We start from the raw sequence: 20718 nt of genomic DNA on the forward strand, positions 1-20718 counted from the left end.
TTCTTGCAATGTGCGTGAGGAGTAGTACAGGTAAAACAGATGATAAAAGAATTCAATACACATGATACCCGAAATCTAGTGGCGATCGCCAATCAATTCGCCCAACTAAAGAAGGTTACAAGCGTTAAAGCATTTGGTAGTGGTAATATAAATGACACCTTTTTAGCAACTCTAGATGACTCAAAGGAACAACATTTTGTCCTGCAACGCATTAACACACAGGTATTTCGTCAGCCACAACTGATTATGCAGAATATGCGTACCTTAACTGAACACGTTCAAAAAAGGTTGCAGGATACACCCCTTAATCGTCGCTGGGAAGTGCCACGCGTATTGTTGACCAAAAACGCTCAAGACCACTGGAGGGATGCAGATGGCTCATTTTGGCGGGCAATCAGCTTTATTAAAGGCTCCCAGTCTTTTGATAGTATGGGCGATCGCTCCCACGCAAAAGAAATCGGTTATGCCTTGGGAATGTTCCACAATCTAATCAGCGATTTGCCAGCAGAAAAACTTGCTGACACCCTTGAAGGGTTTCATATTACACCGTTTTATCTTCAGCATTACGAGGAAGTTTTGCCGAAAATTAATGCGCCTCAATCTTCTGAAGTTAATTATTGCTTACAATTTGTTAGCGATCGCCAAGCCTTTGCACATATCTTAGAAAATGCTAAAGCTGAAGGCAAGCTACCTTTACGTTTGATGCATGGCGATCCAAAAATTAATAACGTGATGTTTGACATTGTTACCCAGCAAGCCGTCAGCGTTATCGACCTAGACACCGTGAAACCCGGTTTGGTACATTACGATATTGGTGATTGCCTGCGATCGGGTTGCAATCCTGCTGGCGAAGAAACCGAGAATTGGGAAAGTATTTATTTCGATACCGATTTGTGTCAGGAAATTCTCCAGGGTTATCTCGCTGTGGCTAAGGCATTTCTAACCGAGAATGATTATGCATACATATATGATGCGATTCGTCTAATTACTTTTGAACTAGGACTAAGATTCTTTGCTGATTATTTAGCAGGGAATGTCTACTTCAAAGTTAAGCACCCAGAACATAATTTAGCAAGAGCGATCGTCCAGTTTAAGCTGACTGAAAGTATTGAATCTCAAGAAACGCAGATTCGCAAAATTATCGAAGATATGAAATGAGCTATCAGATATTTTACTTGCAACCTTTCTCTTCTAACGAGTCCTTTCCTAATTTAAAAATTACAGGCAATATCTCTCGAAATGCTAATCAACTTACCATCTGCTACAACCTTGGAGGTAACTTAAAAGAAATTGCAATTGCTCCACAATCAAATGCACCATCACGCAAGCACGAATTGTGGGAAGACACTTGTTTTGAGTTGTTCCTTGGCATCAAAGATTCTGCACGGTATTGGGAATTTAACTTCTCTCCCGCCGGACACTGGAATATCTATCGCTTTGATGGCTATCGTCAAGGGATGCAAGAGGAAACAGCTTTTGAAAAACTACCGTTTAATATTCAGAATCAAGCCGATGGTTTCGCCCTTGCGTTAGATGTCGATTTGGATAAAATTATCTCGGCAAACCAAGCTATTGAAGTTGCTATTACTACAGTTATTAAACACAGAAATGGTGAGGTAACTTACTGGGCGTCAACTCATAGAGGCGCGGAGGCTGACTTTCATCTGCGGGATAGTTTTATTGTTAAGTTGTGAGATACATTTTAATATAGTTTGTCAAGTTGGGAATACTAGCTGTAAATCCTTAACTTAATAAGTATATAACTTACCAATGAACGCAAATGAATTTATCTTACAATTACCTCACATAAGTATAAAGAGTAGAGAGTTACTTCCTGAATTTTCAGGAATATACTATGTACTAGATGAACAATTTATAGTTTGGTATGTAGGGCAGGCAAAAAATTTACGTAGTCGTTGGTCAGGTGATAGCCATCACAGACTGTATCAGTTACAAAAACAGCGAAAGAAGCAGTTTGTCATATACTACGAATTGGTAGCTGAATCACATCTCAATGCTATGGAACGACAGCGCATTGAAGAGTACAATCCCCAACTGAATGGAACTAAAATTAGAACCAAGAAACTACATCCAACAGAAACGCTATTACGGGAAACACTAACTATCCTTGCACCATACAGTTTTATACTAGGTGTAGAACCTCCACGAAAACAAGACCCTAAACTGATTAATGATTCTATATATTGGCGAGATGATTGGAGGGTTCAGAAAGCTGTATTGCCCCTGAATGTAATACACGTCTGTATAAATTTAAAAGAGTTAGAAGATTTTGCAAAGGATTGGCGGTCTATTAATCGTTTCTTAAAATATGTATTCAAGCAACGCACTAACTATTCAGATAACTGGGCTTGTAAAGGTAAAATAAAAGATGAAAAATATGGTTTTTTCTTCTTAAGAAGACTATTAGTAAATGGTTTTGCTATCGAAATCTACAAAGCTGCACAAGAAGCTTTAGAACATATTCAAGCTTATGAATTAACTCAATTGGTTGGAGTTGATATGAGAGTCGTCAATGAAGACTCTCTAGTTGCACTCAAAAATAAATGCCTGCTAAGTGTTACTGGAATTTATATGTCTTCTGAGAAGCAATACCATGCATATGAGCAAAATCGTCAGAAGGCAATAGAACGATTATCTCCATATAAGAAGGATCTGATTAAATTACTATTTTACGAACATATAGACATTAGTAAACTTAAAGTTTTCCTGAGAGAAGATAAGACGGAAGAAGAAAGCAATACAAACTCTCCCAATAGATTGACAAACCTTATTGCAAAAAAAGATTATCTCAAGAAATTATTAATAGAACGTAGTATTGACCTGGAACAATATCAGGTCAACAAATACTTGAATTATTTACCAAAAGATGATAATTACGTAGACAATAACAAAGATAAAAGGATGGCTATCTTTGTCAAAACATTTTTGGGTAATCTTAAAGAACCAATAAGCTACGTGGTTTTTAAGTTAGAGAACGGTAAAACAACGACAGTTGGTAGAGGTAATTTCATACATGGAGCAAAAGGTAGTACATTACAGGGTTCTCTTTATAAAGAAGTTTATTTAGCAGCGACAGTAGATCGAGTTTTTTGGTTGGTGTTAGAACCATACTTATCAGATTTTGCCCAAGTAAAGCTTAACGAAGAAGAAGGATACATAAGCAAAGCATATGTATCCCCTAGAAAATTCCTAGTACCTGCTATGCTTTCTGTCAGTTTAAACGGAAAATGGAGAGCAGATATACCATTTGGCCCTAAAGATGATATGTCATATAGTGAAGTTGTAGACATTATTAAAAGTCGCTTACAGGAAAGTGGAATACCTAAACTTAGATTTTCATTCAAATCTGAGTCTTCACGCACTTAGCCAATAGCATCTCACCTGAAAAACTTTGACGAGTAAATACGATCCATTTGATCCTCTGTAATTTGGCGTTTTGAAAGTAGGTTGCGATCGCATTTATTTGGAGTATGAACTAGTTGGTGCATTACTTATAGATAAGATCAGCTTTTAGCTACAGTAATCTTTACACATTTACACCTTCATGCATATTGTTTTATCAGATGAACAATCATTTCAGACTAATCTCATTTGAAAATAATAAATAAACTAATTTACTTATTTATTTCGTTTGATAGAGTTAATAAAAATATAAGTAAGATTAATATAGAGCAATTTATCAAATATCAGCTTTATGCAAAAAAAGTCTAGCAATCTTCAGAGTATAAAATTTAGTAAAATCAAACAATTACAACGTTTTTACAAGCAGAATCAATCAAAAGATAGATTCATTTCGCTGAAATTTGCCCAAGCTTTAGCTGCAATTACTAAAGAAATTGCCTCTGAGCAAGACAGAGTGCTGCTGGTAGGAGTGCAGCCAGAAGATGGGTCTGTCCAACTATTTGGGGATGCGGTTTTCTGGAGGACTAAATGAACTCAAAATATAATTTTCAATACTTTCAAGGAAGTTCTCTTTCCGATCTATTTGCTCAAGACATCACAGATGCATCTTATGGATTTATCCTAAATTACCCTGCAACTGCCAGTTGGGCTGCTTACCCCAACCTGGAAAAATATTTTATTCAAGATGGCAGTAGTGAAGCCACCAAAACCTCCTTTGACAAGATTTGCCAAAAGGAACCTTGGAAAATTTTAGCTGTATTAGGCGATCGCATTCCCGGAATTGCGATTAATCCGCCGCCGAAGTCGCTGCTTGCATACTGGCAAGAGCATTTCGGCTTCAGCTATTCCAATAGGTTGGTCATGGATCGCTTGACTCATCTAGATGACCTCAGTCACAGCGAACAGTTTGACAAACTCATCACTCTATTTCCCTTTGATCGTCTAAAACCTGAAAAACACGCTATTGATTCAGACACCCATTACCGCTTACTCAGCAAAGTAACCCTATCCGAACTGGGGGTGCAATGTCCAAAATATGAGAGTTACAATTTGCACTCTTATAATCTAGAAGACATTCAGTTACCACAATTTCCCTACTTAATTAAAACGTCCCACGGACTCTCAGGAGAAGGTACTTATATCATCAAAAGTGTCAGCGATCTCAACTACTGTCTTGAAGAAATCAATAAATATCTGGATATTAAATTGCTCGATAGAATTATTGTTTCGGAGTTCATTAAGAATCAGGTACAGAATTACTGCGTACAATTCTATGTCAACAAAGCAGGAGAGATAACCCTCATCGGCACTACCTGCCAACTTGTCACTCCAGAAGGCAACTATTTAGGGGGACTGATTGACTACCGCAACACTGACATGAGCAAGTTCTTTGAGATGATTGCTGCCATTGGTCAGTATGCTCACAAACAGGGTTATTTCGGCGTAATTGGCTTCGATGTGCTAGAAGACCAAGACGGACAACTTTATGCGATCGATGCCAATTTCCGAGTTAATGGATCGACTCCATTATGCTTGCAGCGTCATACCTTACTGGGACTAGAAAAGGAAGTTGCTAAATATTCCAGTGACTACCGTATGGAAGGAACGTTGGATTCAATTTTAGTGACCTTAAAACTAGAACTAGATCGCAAGGACTTGATTATCCTGTCGGCTTTAGAGAAGGTCAAATACGGAAAAATCTACACCGAAGTTTATGCGATCGTTACTGGAGAAACTATCGAAGAAATGCAGCATATCGAGCAAAAATTACAGAATAAGGGATTACAATGGCTCCCTTAAAAAAATTTAAGAAAATAGAAGTTGCAGCATTGCCAGACATTGAGCCATTGATTTTGTTGCAACTCTCTTTTTAGTTTAGAAAACGCTTACATATACTTCCTGTGGCGTTTTCAGATTCCCCAATAGACAGAGAACTGTAACCGTAATAATAATTAACATATATATAGCAGGAGGCAGGAGGCAGAGGGCAGAGGGCAGGAGGCAGGAGGTAAAACTATTGCTAACTCTAGTATTCACCCCATCCTTATGTCCTAACCTGTGTAACTACGGCTAGATTAAGAAATATTTTTAGTAATAACTGATACGAATAAAGCGTTTTAATTACTTACTGAAGCTAAAGTCTATAACGCTGTCGAAGCCAATTCCCAATCCCTAATTTATTTTAAAAAGTAACTAACACTTATGCAATTAAAGCCAATCAATCAGCAAGTCGTTTCTGTCGTTGGAGCCTCCAGTGGGATCGGACGTGTCACAGCTCTTGAGTTTGCTAGACGCGGGGCAAAAGTGGTAGTCTCGGCTCGGAGTGAGTCGAAGCTAAAGTCTTTAGTAGAAGAGATTCGCGGCTTTGGCGGCGAGGCAACTTTTTGCGTAGCTGATGTGGAAGTATTTGAGCAAGTTAAGGCGATCGCAGATAAAACTGTAGAAGTTTACGGGCGACTCGATACATGGGTACACGTCGCCGCGATCGGCATTTTTGCCACTGTTGACAATACAACACCAGAAGAGTTTAAGCATGTGATTGATGTCGATCTCATGGGACAGGTATATGGTGCAATGGCGGCTCTACCCCATCTCAAGCGTGAGGGACGGGGGGCACTGATCCACGTCTCTTCAATGGAAGGTAGGCGATCGCTCCCCTACCAAAGTGCTTACTCGGCGGCCAAGCACGGGGTAGAGGGCTTTATCGAAACCATGCGCCTGGAGTTGCAACATGAAAAATGGCCGATCAGCGTCACGAGTGTGAAACCAGCAGTGATCAACACTCCCTTCTGGAATAATGGTCTGACGAAATTAGGCGTAAAGCCTTTCGGCATACCACCTTACTACGAGCCTAAACTTGTAGCTGATGCTATCCTCTATGTAGCCGAACATCCAACTCGTGACTTCTTAGTTGGGGATATAGCTAAAATATTAGATGTGGTACAGCGCGTCTCACCATCATTAGTAGATTCACTGTTATTGCTCGTTGGCTTCGATTTACTACGTTCTTCTGAGCCGAAGTCTGAAGATGCACCAAATAATTTTTACCAATCTGTTCCTGAAGACGACAGAGTTAACGGAGATTTTAGTAACTTAGTTATACCGAGTGTTTCTGACTGGCTAGATAAAAATCCGCTTCTCCAGTGGGGTGCGATCGCTGGTACATTAGCATTAGCATTCCTAGCAGCTCAAGTATTCAAAAAGGAAGGATAAATAGAGCATTCCAGCCAATGAAAGACTATCAACGCACCCTACCGCCTCTGTGGATAGGTTCGGCGATCGCCTTCTATGCCTTTATTGCCATTGGCATTGCTGAAGCAGGATTAGGAGTTCTTCTGCCCTCAATTTTATCTACATATAACCTGACTCCGGCAACCGTTACCCTACTTTTTCTCAGTCAAATTAGCGGTTACATTCTGGCAGCATTCACCAGCAGTATTGTGAGTAGTCGGCTGGGGTTAGCCCGAATGCTGTTGATTGCTGCGGGTGCGCTGACGACGGCACTAATAATCTATGCTATCTCACCCTCCTGGTTTCTCATGGTTGCGGCTGGATCGGGGTTGGGATTGGGCATTGGATTGATTGATGCAGGTATCAATACCTACATTGTGCAAAATTCCGGCAGTGCCAGTCTGATTGGTTTGCTCCATGCTTTCTATGGTATTGGCGCACTCTCAGGCCCGGCGATCGCTACTACTTTATTAGCAGTTGGGATGAACTGGCGACAGGTTTATGGGGTATTAGCCGGGATTGTCAGCTTATTAATTGTGAGCGTGCTGGGCTTAATCATCTTCAACTACACACCAATGACACAACGGGTATTGGTATCAAATACAACTGCTTTAGAAAATCTGGGCAGAGCGCTCCAAACTCCGATAGTACTGCTAACTGGGCTACTTTTGCTGATTTATGTTGGCACTGAAGCCTGCATTGGCAACTGGGCATACACTGTGCAATCCGTTGCTCGTCACACTCCCACGCTGATTGCTGGTTACAGCGTTAGTGCCTACTGGCTGGGATTAACATTAGGACGTTTCATCTTAGGTTATTTCTTGCGATCGCTTGGGGCAGTCCGCACAATCAGTATGTCGCTTAGTCTTGTAATAATTGGATTGCTTGCTTGGTGGCAACTGCCAGATCAATGGATTAGCTTACCGTTGATTGGCTTTGGGTTGGCAGCCATTTTTCCTGCAACCATTTGGTTAATTCCTCAACGATTACCAGATCCCTATGTTCCTGCGGCTGTTAGCATTGCCACTAGTGCCGCCAGTTTGGGGGCAGCGATTATACCCACTGGAGCAGGCTGGCTTGCAAGTTGGACAAATTTAGAAATCATCCCAATATTAATGTTGCCATTGGCGCTGTTAATGGTGGGCTTACATTGCTGGCTAGTGCAACATTCGCTAAAAGCCTAGTACCGCAAGGCAGAAATCATTTTTTGAAAGAGTAATACCAATTCAAAATTCAAAATTAAGAATCTAGACAATACAAGGTTTTGCAGATGTGTATCTGTCGCATTCTTTTTTCAAATTGTTATAGCCGTAGTCACACAGGTTAGGACATAAGGATGAGGTGAAAGCTAGGAATAGTAATAGTTTTACCTCCTGCCTCCTGCCATATCATAATCTCAGCAGATTTCTATTAAATGTCATAGCAAAAATCTTGTAAAGCAGTAACTGATTGTGGTGGTCCCTGCCTTAAAAGCGATTCTAAGTACTCTTCAGATGTTTGAGGGGGATTCTTAAGACTACCTCTGTGCCTCTTTACCACTTTGCAAACTTCTGTTGGATTAAGGTCAATTAGATGCAGAATGAAATCATCTGGATGCTGAGACTCAATACCATATAGTGAAAGAGCTTGAGCAGGAAAATCTTTAAGGTCAAAAGTGACTATAATACTTGCATTACAACGAATCGCTGCGGCGAGAACATGGCGATCGTTTGGATCTGGAAGTTGTAAACCTGCGATCAGTGCTTCATAACCTGTAACCAGACAATCTCGGACATGGCTATTCATCAGATTTTTAGTTCTGGTAAGCTTTATCAAGCGTGAGATCAGGACGATTCTTTAAAACGTTTCTAATCCATTCTGAGTGAATTGCGTCCGTCCACCGTGCCCTAAATAGGTCGGTGACTGCAAGTCGCATAAGAAAATCTCTCAATGGTGCTGGATATAAAACACATGCATCATAAATAGCTGTAAAATTAGACACTATAATTGCTTTATTATTTTGAAATTATTACCCATAACAGTGGTAACAAATTTTCTTTATAAATGTCCTTTATACTAAGTAAACTTTTAGTTTTAACTTATAGTTTCAATCATATTAAAGTTAAAACTAAGTCAATTGGGTACTAAAGGATTTCCTGACTTAGTTTAACTTGATTGTTAGATGTACTTTTATTCCTAGAGTTGCCTTCAGCAGAGCATCTGGCTAATCAGGCGAAACTGTTATGTATCACGATTCTTATTCGTACCCCATATTTAGTTCTTGAGCTTGAGCAGTAAGCTCATCAAGAGCTTGCATTCGTAAAGTATCAATTTGATTTTTGTAATTGAGTAGATCCTGATAACGCACGCGTCGTCGCGTTCCTACTTTACGGTATGGCATCTCTCCAGATTCCAATAACCCTACCAAATAAGGACGAGAAACATTTAAAATATCAGCTGCTTCTTGTGTCGTCAGTTCTGCGTGTATGGGTATAAGAGTAACAGCATTACCTTTAGCCATTTGTGTCAGGATGTCAACAAGCAGATGAAAAGCCGCTGCTGGTATGGTAACTGTTTCACTTGTAGCGTTATCTTGCACAACTTTGATATTACGGTATGCATGATTATCCCGTACATAGGATGCCAAAGTTTGACTACTTTTTTTAGCTAGCGTAGCATCTTCTTCCGTAGGTACAGCAGTCCTACTAGATTGGTATGTACTGAGTGTCATAGATATCAGCCTCTCTCTGTCTAATATCGAATTGCACTCCACTTATCCATACGAAAATATGGATTGCAATTATCATTCACCTCATAATAGCTCTTATTCAAAATGAACGCAATGTACGAAATGAGCGAAATCAAGTTTTACAGTAAGTATCCTACCAAAAAGTCCTGCAACCCCAGTTGGAGGACTTTTAGTGAAAGAAAAATCAATTATTATCTTATAATCCAACAATAGAGCAGTAAAAAGTCACTTTTCACTGGCTTTTGGCAGTAGCAATAGGCTTGGTATCGGTGCAGGTAATGTAATGTGGTGATCTGCGCTCAGGCGATCGGTACGTTTAAAACTGTGGCGATTTTACGCCAAGTTGTATTTAGTGACACAATTGTGCTTTTAGATGGTCTGCCAATCGAATTGCTAAGGCAACAATGGTAAGCGTAGGATTAGCATAGCCTCCTGTAGGGAAAACAGAGCTACCTGCGATAAATAAATTAGAGATGCCATGAACTTGACAATTTGCATCGACTACTCCTTGTTTGGGGTCGTGATGCATACGTGTTGTTCCCATATTGTGATGGGTACTCAGCGAAGCGACTGGACGATCGCCATCCAATTCAATCTGCAACTCACCTAGACCTGCACTCGCAAACTCTTGTGCAAATACTAGCTGCGATCGCTTCACACTGCAAATATCTATTTCGCTCCAATAATTAGTTAATTTTGCTTGCGGACAACCAAGCTTATCTAATTGATTACTGAGTGTCACTCGATTGTCTGGATTTGGGGTTTGTTCAGTTTGGCTGAGAACTTCAAACTTTGCATATTTCTGTTCATTATCCTCATGGTAAGACCATCCTCCATGACTCAAATCAGGAAATAAATATTCTTTTTTGAAATTATATTTATACCAATCAGCTACTAAATCATCAATATTTGTAATCACATTTTGCAAATGCTGAAAAATATTTTTAGGTAACTGTTTTTGTCGAACTGAAGAGAACAAAATTTTTGCAGAAGCCTTTGCTGCCGATCTAAACCTTTCATCTCTGGGATATAACAACGCGGTCATATTTAGTAATTTCTCGCGGCGCATAACTTGTTCTGTAAGGGCAAATTTTCCCATGACTGTGATATTATTCACCCGACGTAAGTCATACAAAGCCATCGAATTAAATATTTTGCGATTTTGCGGGATAAGCATACCACAACGAATAAAAGGATGATCCATGAAGAACCTACCCACTAAATCATGTTGATTGCCTAATCCATTTTTTTGAATTCGGTTTGACAATAACAATAAACGCGCGTTTTCAATTCCACCTGCGGCTAAAATAAATACTTTTGCCGCAACCCAAAATTTCTGACCAGATAAACACACTACTTGCACGCGTTTCACTGTTTGGGCTGTTTTGTCTGCCTCAATTTCTACCACATTGGCGTTGAGGAATGTAGTTATGTTAGGAGATTGATTAATTTGATGTCGATATTCATTGGTAAAAATATCGCGCGGGCCAAACTGAAACATACTGGTAGTAACTCGGTCACTTGTGAAATGTGTCCGAGGAGATTGAGTATTTTCCCAAGCCTCAGCTTCATAAGCAAAAGAACCGAGTTTACAGACTGCTTGAGCGCGCTCATAAAATGGATTGAGGTGAGATTTACTAAAAGGCCAGCCACTATATGGCACCCAATCTCGTTTTTCAAAATCTATTGTGTCTAACGGCACGTGCCTCAGACCAAGTTTATTTTTATTAATTTCAATATTCCAAACATTAGCTAATCCACCAAATTGACGATGACGCATATCTTGCAGTGGTGGAAAATGATCTCCAACAGTTTCGCCTTGACCAAGAGATGCAGTTTCTTGATTAAATTCCAAATCACCACTTTCTAGTAAGCACACTCGAAAGTCTTGCCCAATTAATTCCCGTGCAAGTGTAATTCCTGCTGGGCCAGCACCAATTATACAAACTTCAGTATTAATAACTTCATATATTGGCAATTTGCGGCTATCAATCAACATTAATTAATTCCTTTCCATCTAATTTGTTATTTTTTAACCACAGATTTACATCGATTAATTATCTGTGTGAATCCGTAGTTTTATTTTCATAAAATTGACTTTTGTAAGAAGTTTACTGTTTCATTCAGCCGATGAAACACTTGGTATTGCAGAACGAATTGCATTAATAAAATTTTGGGCATAATTCTGCGTTGAAAAATCGAGGGCGCGTTGTCTAGCAGCGACTCCGGCACTTTGGGCAAATTCTTGCTCGTCAAGATAGCGGAGAATTGCGATCGCTAATTTATCTACATCGCCGTAAGGTGTTAATAGTCCATTCATGCCATCGGTAATAATCTCTGTCGGGCCGCCTGCACTGCCAGCAATTACAGGTTTACCCAGCGCCATCGCCTCAATAATCACAATCCCAAAAGGTTCTTTATCTGATGCATGAACGAATACATCCATTGCTTGCACCCATTCCGGGATATTACGCTGTAGTCCAGCCATAATTACTTGGTCTTTCAAGCCTAAAGCGGTGATTTCGGCTTTTAAGAAGTCCTGATAATCCGGTTCTAAATCGTGCTTCCCGCCAACCACTACACAATGGGCATCGGGATACTTATGTAGAATTTTGGGCATCGCTTGCACCAATACGTGCATTCCCTTCCATCGTTGCAATCGTCCCACAATTCCAATCAACGGCCCGTGTAAAGGTAAGCCTAGTTTTCGCCGTGCTTCTTCAGGAGAAGGTAAAGTATTAGGCTCAAATCGGTCTAATGCGACACCAGGGTAAACCAAAGATGTTGCTCTGTGGGGCCAAATTTCTGCTTGTGCTTGCTTGCCATCTTGCGAAAGGGTGATAATTGCCCGCGCTGGGATGAAAGTTGCAATTCGTACCAACCAAGTTTTATCACTAGGTACTTCTAGTTGATACCACACAGCAGGCAAGCCAGCTAGCATCGCCGCCAAACCTCCAGATATATGCGTAATCCACATCCAATTGACAATTATATCTGCACGTTCACGGCGAGCGATCGCAGCTATCCGCAAAACAGCACCAATAAAACGGTGGATTTGGCGTAAACGTCCACTTTCTACAACTCGCGCATCAATACCTAGAGACTTTACTTGTTCGACCATCGGGCCGTTTTCTAAAAATATCACCAGCCACTCAACACCAGCATTACGTCCCTGCTGCACCAAATCCCAAAGCATCATTTCACCACCGCCTCGTTGCTCGGCCAGTGGCATAACAATAATTACTTTCATAATTTATAAAAGTCCGATTTAAGTTGGAAGATTTATGAGATTCTCGATTTATTAGAGAAGTTAGGAATGTTAGAGAGCATCTGAGGATTGCTATAGTACTTATGTCCTGCCATAGCCATAGCTAAAAATCCCCAAAGAATCATCCCTGACACGCTCAACATCCCGCTACCGATAACTAACTGTGAAGCAGAACTGATTCCAATGGCGCGAGCAGCACTGACAAAACTATCGAAACGACCTTCACCATAACTGCTAACACTAATAATTAAAAAGATTAATCCACCCATATAAAATATGCCTCCAAACCAACCAAGGGTGAAAAACATATCTAAAATGCCACTATCAATTACCACTACTTCAATTTGACCAGTTTTTTCGTTGACCTTCCAAATATTTCCTAAGCCGTTACCTAAACCATTAGAAAGGGCTAAACCAAGATTTCTGTCGTAAGTTCCCGATCTATCTTTGAAGCTGCCATCTTCTTGAATATTAGAAAAAGTTTCAAAACGTGCTGCTACCACCCCAGCAATTGGTTCAATAGTTGTCAATGGCACAACACAAATAGCCATGACCACAATTATCGTAATTAAGCGCATTTGAATTTTGGCTCTGACTGAACCCATAATCATAATTATTCCAAATAACCAGCCTCCCCAATTAGTACGTGCTTGTGTTAATAGAAAAGATAAATAACCAACAGCTGAAGCCGGAAAAATTAAGTTTCCTGAACCGGTAAATAACAACAGTAACCCAGCCTGCATCACAGAACCAAAAGGGCCGACTGAGTGTAATGTACTCCAGACGCGCATCCCGAAAGGTACAGGGTTTCCAGAACTCATGAATAATTTTGATTGTATAAGCCAGTACCTATCCCATTCAGGAGCTACCACAAATTGATATACGCCGTAAGTTCCTAAAATCAACACACACCAGAGAAATGTTCGCTGAATGTTCTGGCGATAACTGGGATAATCTCGCCAGTTAATAAATAAGTGAAAAGCGAAAATTACAGGACTGAGCCAATCCATCAATCCGCGTGCTACAGGGATAGGTGGGTTGTAAATTAGACCGATGAGAAAGCCATAGAATACTCCGATAAAAGCCAAAACAAATGGTAAACCTCCTTGGCGAGAGGCACGGGGAAAGTATCGTAAGAATGTTGCTAGAGTTATAAACACCACTAAGTAGGGTGCTATGAGCATTTGGCGGCTAGGATCCCAGCCCACTTTATAGTCAACTAAGCGAGTAGCTAAGGGTGTGAGAAACCAAATCCACCAGGTAAAGCCAATGTAGAGAATGGGATGCCGCAAGTATAAAAATACGGCTACTACTAAAGCTGTCACCGGGAAAATTAGGCGTAATCCGGCAGTAACACCACCAAAATAGCAAACTACAGTTAGTAATATAAAGCCTGCGATCGCCATCCAACCCTGTAGCGATCGCTCTTCAGGAGAATAGTTTTCTTGTAAAAAACTATTGAAAAGTATCTGCTTAGAATTCATTCAATTTTAGATGTACATATAAATCAATTTGGCAAATTGAAAGTAATTCACAATTTAGTTCTTCAATTACGAATTACGAATTGTTTATATCCTTGCCAACGTCCGCGCCAAGATGCTAATAACTTTTTCCCTGCCAACTGCCCTTGGCTAGGTAAAAATCTCAGCCATTGTACTAAGCCCAAACTATCGCATGTACCCACGAATACTGCCCAGAACAAAAATACAATCCGGCGGATAAATGGCAAATGCTCTAATAAAATTAAGGTTTCATTATGGACTAAATTAATAAAGGCAATTTCATTAAAGTTATTTCGCTGATCTTCGTCAAAACGTTGTGCTGGATAATGATCTACAGCAACGCGAGGATCGTAAATTATCTTCCAACCAGCCCGCTTTAATGCCAGGGTGAATGCCATTTCAAAGTGTACCTGCGCTCCAGTACCGCGCATCCGCTCGTCAAACCGCAGTTGTCCGATTGCTTGGGTACGAAAACTCATGTTCACACCCTTGAGAATATCGACTTCGCGGGGTTCTCCCACTCCCAGGTGATGGTTGCCAATGACTCGCCCAAACCACTGCAACTGTCCCACTACTGGGCGGGATTCGTCTTCTAATTTACTGCCGTGGTATATCCAATCACGCCCTCCCAGTCCGCCAAGACGACTATCACAGGTAAAGTAAGCCGCAATCCGCTCTAACCAATCCGGGTGGGGTGCGCCATCATCATCGGTAATGGAAACAATATCGCCCTCCACTGCTGCTAGTCCAGCGTTAAGAGCTGCTACTACCCCTGGTTGTGTCACTTTCACCGTATGCAGTGGCAAGTTGTGCGCTGTGTATTGCGCTAAAAATTGCCAAGTTTCTGCATCCGTATCGCGGACAACCACTATCACCTGATCGACTGGTTTAGTTTGCTTTTGTAGCGCCAAAAGGCAGCGTGAGAGGTCTTGTGGACGGCGATAAGTCGGTATCAGAACGGTGTTCCGCATTGCTTAACTCCTCGAATAGATCCACATAAGTTTGTGCCATCGTAGTCCAGCTGTGTTGTTCTGCCACAGAACGAGCAGCTTGACTCATTTGCTGCATATCTACACTTACTAAGGACATCATCGCCACAGCTAAAGCATCGATATCATTGGAGTCGGGTAAGACAATGCCACATTCTGGTGTGACTAACTCTGCACCCCCGGTAGCTGTGGCAGTAATTACTGGTAGTCCTGAAGAAAGTGCTTCTAACAATACGAGGCTACAAGCTTCATATCGGGAAGGAAAAATAAATAAATCTACTGACCGCATAATTTCGGGGATATCACGGCGAAATCCCACAAAATGCACGCGATCGCTTAACCCCAAGGATGCTGCTAGTTGTGGGAAGGGACTACCTTCGATATGACCTACCACCGCCAAATGCAAATCGGGAACTTTCACCAAAGCGTGTAGTACTGTATCTAAATTCTTTCTAGGTGTGCGGATGTCTCCAGCAAACAGTGCTAGGGTAACATTCTGCGGTAAACCTAATTTTTGGCGGTCGCTTTGACCAGGAGTAAACTCTTCTAAGTCAACGCCATTGACAATTACCCGAATTCGAGAACGCGGTACACCAATGTTGACTAATTCTTGAGCTACTTTTTCAGATACAGCCACCACAACCTGCGCTTTTTGGAAAGCCTGTTTTTCCCAACGGGCATTAAAAGCCGTAAATAGCCACTGGTAAAAACCATAAAAATCGCGGCGGTTGCGAGAAATATGAACAGGCGATCGCAACCATGAACTGTGGACAAAATGCACAGCATTCACATCAGCCGCAGCCAGATTAATTGCTCCATTAACTTTAACTAAATCAATGTCAGAGCGATGTTTACGTAACCAATCTGCACTTTTTTGGGCAAAGATGAAATTACGTACAAATTCTGTAGGATAGTTTTTGACTGGAATTTTAATCCAATTAACTTGGCTATTGTCTTCTAGTTCTGGTGCAACTTCACTAGCTAATAACGTTAAGTGATGATGACGACGAATTGCTTCCTTAGCAACCTCATAGTTTACTCGCCCTTGACCATCACCTTTTTTGATTTTATGAGTAACAATACAAAGTTTCATACACCACTTCCTTCAGAATAAAAAGCTTCATGCAAAGGCAGAGGCGCAGAGAAAGAATTTAAAAATAATCTTCTTTTCTTCCCTTTACGCTCTTTACACCCTTTGCGTGAGCCTGTGACAAGGCGTGCATCTACGTTTAATAAATAAATTTCCCAATTTAGATATATTGAGATATTATTTCGATACTCCGATTAACTTACTTGCTAAAAATCGCGGAGTGAAACTAAGACTAAGTGCTGCCATAGTTCGCACGTTAAATTTTTGTTGATTCAGCGCCTGCAAAAAATAAGGACGTGCTGCGGCTATCTGTTCGCTTCGTAACAAACCAATTCCTAAAGTAGTATTAGCTTCTAACCATTTATGTTGAAAATGAGTTCTAAATTCCTGTAACTGAGGATCTTCCATAAATACTTGATAACAAAACATTTCGCTTTTAGCTTTGCGAATTTTTGCTTGCACATCTCGACTCCCACTGAGCATAGTATCAGTTTGCTCATGAGCGCGATATCGTGTCAATCTTTCTGGGCAATAGTAAGCGCCATAACCAGATGTACAGAATAGATAGCTTAAATATAAATCCCACATTCCACCAACTTCTGAGGGAATACTATACCAATCCACTAAATTATTCCGAATCACACAAGATGCAGCAGTAGGTATACTTTTATCTACCAATCCAATTTTATAAAAAGGTTGATGAATTCCTTTTGCTAGTTTGTCTCGCTTGTAAGCGCGGGTATTTTCTTCGGTACCAGCATGATTAATTCTGCTATTAGCATCGATAATATATTGGTCACAAAAAGCGAGAATTAAATCAGAATTTGCTTCTAGTGGTGGTATAAGCTTTGCTAAAAAGTCTTCATTCCAAATATCATCATCATGGAGACTAGCAACATACTTACCTCGCGCCATTTTAAAGCCATATTGCTGATTAGCTAACATCCCAACATTTTGATGATGCTGCCAAAATTTGATGCGTGAATCACCAAAAGATGCGACAATTGCTTGGGGATTTTCGGAACTACAATTATCAGAAATAATAATTTCAATATTTTGATAAGTTTGTTTGATTGCACTTGCGATCGCTTGTTTGAGATATTCTGGTCGATTATAGGTGGGGATAACAACGCTGACTAAAGGTTGTTGACATTCTTGATGTAATGACATATTTTTCTTCCTTTATATTTTCTAAGTAAAAGATGTACTATTTGATGTTTTTAGTAAATTCAACTTATTTAGCTGGAGAGATACTGTATAGTTTGTTGCCTTGAGAATGAAATTCAGCTATTGTTTTTGCATAAATTGCTCGGAGATTATTTACATGAGCAGCCATTGTAAATTCTTTCATCAATAAAGTATGACCTTGCTCACCCATGTAGCGGCTTTTTTGATAATCTCTATACAATTCATTAATAGCATCAGCCAGCTTTTGGATATTATTGCTGGGAACAAGAATACCCGTTTCTCCATCTTGTAAATGTTCTGGAATTCCTCCGACCGCACTACCGATTACAGGCCGACAACGAGAGTATGCTTCCAGAGTGACAAGACCAGCAGGTTCAGGCCAAACACTGGGAAAGATAACTGCAAAACACTGTTGATAAAGTTTATCTAATTTATCAGAATCGCACCAACCATGCCAAGTGATTCGCTTATTTAATCCAAGTGTACTTGCTAACTTTTCTAATCGTGGTCGTTCCCAACCTTCACCTGCAATATCAAGTTGAATTTTTGGGTCTGTATGTATTAAGGTTTTGAGTAACCATTCCAGACCTTTATCAGAAACAATTCGTCCAGCGAACAAAATTCTCTGATTTTGATGTACTTCCAAACTTAGAGGGGAAGTTGCTGTTTCTGGTATAGAGATTCCACAGTGTAGCGTTATAGTTTGTTCTGGGGGTACACCGTTTTGAATTAACTCTTGCCGCACATATTCGCTATTAGCAATGAAAGTAATTTTTAACCTTTTCAAGATATCTAAAAACTGATGAGTAGTTTGAAGTTCTCTAATAGTTCTTAAAGGTCTACGGCTACCACACTTATTTACTAATTTACCCCAGGTACATCCTAAGTAAGAGAAGTTGCGATCGCAGATTGTCCGTTGCTCTGCTAAATACTTTGTGCCACTAGGGCAGTAAAATGAGTGATTATGAACGCTGAAGATAGCAGGACATTCCCCTGTAAGCTGTAATAGCAAATCTGGACTGTGGATGTGCAGCAGTTTGAACTGTTTTTGATCGATATTTTTAAGTGATTTTATCACGCGATCGCTAACATCGGGTGGCCGATGTTCAAACAGAGAAGCTAAATAAGTTTCAACACCTCCACTCCCACCGACACCGAAACTTGAGCATTGATAGATTAGGTCTTTGTCAAATATTTCCTGTGACATATTTTCTATTAGTTTTAAGTATATGGGACTAATTTTAAGAACTTATTTATAGGAATAATAAGTGTTGAAATCTTATCATTTTCATATTTGGTAAAATTATTGTTACATATTTAAGAGTTTACGGCTGTAGAAATTTACAGCCGATGAATATGTTGTAAGTACTTTGGTAATTAAATATTGTTTCTAATCTTGTTGCCTTACTTCATACTGCATTTGATGATATTTCCAAAGCTTGCCTTTTAGTTCCAATAGTTCTTGATACTTACCTTGCTCTACTATCCGTCCTTGTTCTAAAACTACAACTTTATCTGCTTGAGAAATAGTAGAAAGACGGTGTGCGATCGCAATTACTGTTTTACCAACAGATAACTTTTCTAATGAATCTTGAATTAAGCGCTCAGATAGCGAATCTAAAGCACTAGTTGCTTCATCCAAAATTAAAATTTCTGGGTTCCGCAGTAAAGCTCGTGCAATAGCAATTCGCTGCCTTTGTCCTCCAGATAACCTGACACCCCGATCTCCTAATTGGGTATCAAAACCTTCAGGCATTTCCAAAATAAATTCTAGTGCATTTGCTAGTTTTGCAGCTTCTTGAATTTCCTCATTTGTCGCTTCTGGAGTTCCGTAAGAAATATTTTGCCAAACATTAGTATTGAAAATAAAAGTATCCTGACTAACAACAGCTATTTTGGAACGTAGAGAGTTAATTTCAAACTGCCGTATATCAATTTCATCAATGTAAATATATCCATCTGTAGCATTATAAAATCGGGGAATCAAATCAGCCAGAGTTGTTTTACCAGCGCCAGATGCTCCGACTAACGCTGTCATCTTTCCCTTTTCAATCGTCAGGGTAATATTATGCAGCACTAGATTTTCATCATCATAGCCAAAATCTACAGATACTAAATCTATTGATCTATTTAATCCCTTAAACTCAACTCTGCCATTTTGAAAGTAATATTTTTCATCACTTGTCAACAGATTTTTAATATTTTCTGATGAACCATGTAAAGTACTAAGATATGCTCTCGTACCATTAATATCTTGAACAAAAGGAATAAAACGAAATAGTACAAAGAAAAAAGTTAGTAAAGAAGCAACTTGTAGCGTTCCATTGGTGACAAGACTAGTGAATGCCAAAATAATCATTCCGATCAATACTGTAGTCGCTACCCCTTCAGCAATTGGCTTCACTAATGTCCAGGTAAATACAACTTTTGTTGTAGTACTTATTACCTTATCGCTAGCTTTATAGTAACGCTGACGCTCAAAATCTTGAGTACCACAAGAATGAACAGTGCGAATACCATTAATAAATTCTACGGCTGTTGATGTAAAATTAGCATTAGCAGTTGTCATCCCAAAACTTGATTCTCTGACTCTAGCATTCAGATTTGACAACCCCACACCTAAAAGTGTAAACAGCAATGCTGATATTATCGTCAATTGCCATGATATCAAAAACATTGATATTAAGTAGACAAAAGTTGTTATTCCTCTAGTTACTAAAAAAGCTCCACCACTAAAACCTTGTCTGATTCGTTCAATCTCTGTAGTAATTGTGTTAATTAGTTCACCAGAACGAGTTTTACTAAAGTAACTTAGTGAGAAGGATTGTAACTGTTCAAAAATTTGTTTGCGTAAGCGATCGGCAAGATATAATTGAGATAATTCAGTATAGACTTGAGAAAAATAATTGAAGGTGGCACGTAACCAAGTACTCAATAGAATCAGCAAAGATACGCGATATAAACGATTAATTGCTGATGTCTTGGCTCCTAAAATCCAAAGATCAAACCATTGTATTCCTGTTTGGACTGGTTGAGCATTTGGGCTAGTTAGGCTTTGCAAAAAGGAAAGTAAGAAACCAATACTTACACCTTCAAAGGTTGCTGCCAAGATTGAGAAAATTAGAGCTAGAATTGCAATTTTACGAAAGTGTTTAAATTCTCGCAATATTAAATAGTTCTCTTGCCAAAAGCTACTAGCTTTAAGCAGATTACTGAGTGGTTGAGGAAGCTGAAAATTCATGGATTTTATCATAATATTTTGGCAAGGAAGATAGACATCTATAGATTGATCCGGTTCA

At 39.7% G+C, this 20718-nt stretch carries 17 protein-coding genes; 7 read left to right on the top strand and 10 right to left on the bottom strand.

Features of this window, described 5'->3' with window-relative positions:
* Positions 1-39: 39 nt before the first annotated feature.
* The 7 genes from V7K79_RS21530 to V7K79_RS21560 all read left to right on the top strand — a co-directional run bounded on the left by V7K79_RS21530 (position 40) and on the right by V7K79_RS21560 (position 7838).
* The gene (locus V7K79_RS21530; protein WP_335050216.1) at positions 40-1158 is read left to right on the top strand and encodes a phosphotransferase enzyme family protein; all 1119 of its coding nucleotides are present in this window, start codon (positions 40-42) and stop codon (positions 1156-1158) included.
* On the top strand, positions 1155-1694 hold the full coding sequence (locus V7K79_RS21535; protein ID WP_335050218.1) for a DOMON-like domain-containing protein: 540 nt from the start codon (positions 1155-1157) through the stop codon (positions 1692-1694). The genes V7K79_RS21530 and V7K79_RS21535 overlap by 4 nt, the downstream gene beginning before the upstream one ends.
* Before the next feature lie 76 nt (positions 1695-1770).
* Entirely contained in the window at positions 1771-3387 is a 1617-nt protein-coding gene (locus V7K79_RS21540; RefSeq protein ID WP_335050220.1) for a GIY-YIG nuclease family protein, read from the top strand.
* Positions 3388-3715: 328 nt separating this feature from the next.
* Positions 3716-3955 (top strand): hypothetical protein, encoded by a 240-nt coding sequence (locus V7K79_RS21545; protein WP_335050222.1) that lies wholly within the window; start codon positions 3716-3718, stop codon positions 3953-3955.
* Complete coding sequence (locus V7K79_RS21550; protein WP_335050224.1) at positions 3952-5223, top strand: ATP-grasp domain-containing protein; 1272 nt, start codon at positions 3952-3954, stop codon at positions 5221-5223. Before V7K79_RS21545 ends, V7K79_RS21550 begins: the two co-directional genes overlap by 4 nt.
* A 402-nt stretch (positions 5224-5625) precedes the next feature.
* Positions 5626-6636 (top strand): SDR family oxidoreductase, encoded by a 1011-nt coding sequence (locus tag V7K79_RS21555; RefSeq protein WP_335050226.1) that lies wholly within the window; start codon positions 5626-5628, stop codon positions 6634-6636.
* A 17-nt stretch (positions 6637-6653) separates the two neighbouring features.
* Positions 6654-7838, top strand: a complete 1185-nt coding sequence (locus V7K79_RS21560) for an MFS transporter (protein WP_335050228.1) — start codon at positions 6654-6656, stop codon at positions 7836-7838.
* A 226-nt stretch (positions 7839-8064) separates the two neighbouring features.
* On the opposite strand, the gene V7K79_RS21565 is transcribed toward V7K79_RS21560, so the two are convergent.
* The 10 genes from V7K79_RS21565 to hepA form a co-directional block, all read right to left on the bottom strand.
* Positions 8065-8439: a hypothetical protein gene (locus V7K79_RS21565; RefSeq protein WP_335050230.1), complete on the bottom strand. Its 375-nt coding sequence runs from the start codon at positions 8437-8439 to the stop codon at positions 8065-8067.
* Positions 8440-8890: 451 nt separating this feature from the next.
* Complete coding sequence (locus tag V7K79_RS21570) at positions 8891-9364, bottom strand: helix-turn-helix domain-containing protein (protein WP_335050231.1); 474 nt, start codon at positions 9362-9364, stop codon at positions 8891-8893.
* A gap of 367 nt (positions 9365-9731) precedes the next feature.
* Positions 9732-11381 carry a GMC family oxidoreductase gene (locus V7K79_RS21575; protein WP_335050233.1) on the bottom strand — a complete coding sequence of 550 codons (1650 nt, stop codon included), beginning with the start codon at positions 11379-11381 and terminating at the stop codon, positions 9732-9734.
* Positions 11382-11501: 120 nt separating this feature from the next.
* Positions 11502-12632 (bottom strand): glycosyltransferase family 4 protein, encoded by a 1131-nt coding sequence (locus tag V7K79_RS21580; protein WP_335050235.1) that lies wholly within the window; start codon positions 12630-12632, stop codon positions 11502-11504.
* 32 nt (positions 12633-12664) lie between these two features.
* A complete protein-coding gene (locus tag V7K79_RS21585) occupies positions 12665-14134 on the bottom strand; it encodes an O-antigen ligase domain-containing protein (protein WP_335050237.1) in 1470 nt (489 codons plus the stop codon).
* Positions 14135-14196: 62 nt separating this feature from the next.
* A complete protein-coding gene (locus V7K79_RS21590; RefSeq protein WP_335050239.1) occupies positions 14197-15123 on the bottom strand; it encodes a glycosyltransferase family 2 protein in 927 nt (308 codons plus the stop codon).
* Positions 15041-16234 (bottom strand): glycosyltransferase family 4 protein, encoded by a 1194-nt coding sequence (locus V7K79_RS21595; RefSeq protein ID WP_335050241.1) that lies wholly within the window; start codon positions 16232-16234, stop codon positions 15041-15043. The genes V7K79_RS21590 and V7K79_RS21595 overlap by 83 nt, the downstream gene beginning before the upstream one ends.
* 174 nt (positions 16235-16408) lie before the next feature.
* The gene (locus V7K79_RS21600; RefSeq protein WP_335050243.1) at positions 16409-17401 is read right to left on the bottom strand and encodes a glycosyltransferase family 2 protein; all 993 of its coding nucleotides are present in this window, start codon (positions 17399-17401) and stop codon (positions 16409-16411) included.
* A 64-nt stretch (positions 17402-17465) separates the two neighbouring features.
* Complete coding sequence (locus V7K79_RS21605) at positions 17466-18626, bottom strand: glycosyltransferase family 4 protein (RefSeq protein WP_335050245.1); 1161 nt, start codon at positions 18624-18626, stop codon at positions 17466-17468.
* A 183-nt stretch (positions 18627-18809) separates the two neighbouring features.
* Positions 18810-20660 (bottom strand): heterocyst formation ABC transporter subunit HepA, encoded by a 1851-nt coding sequence (gene hepA, locus V7K79_RS21610; protein WP_335050247.1) that lies wholly within the window; start codon positions 20658-20660, stop codon positions 18810-18812.
* Between the last annotated feature and the right edge of the window lie 58 nt (positions 20661-20718).

The organism is Nostoc sp., from assembly GCF_036917575.1.
In the GTDB taxonomy this organism is placed as follows: Bacteria; Cyanobacteriota; Cyanobacteriia; order Cyanobacteriales; family Nostocaceae; genus Nostoc.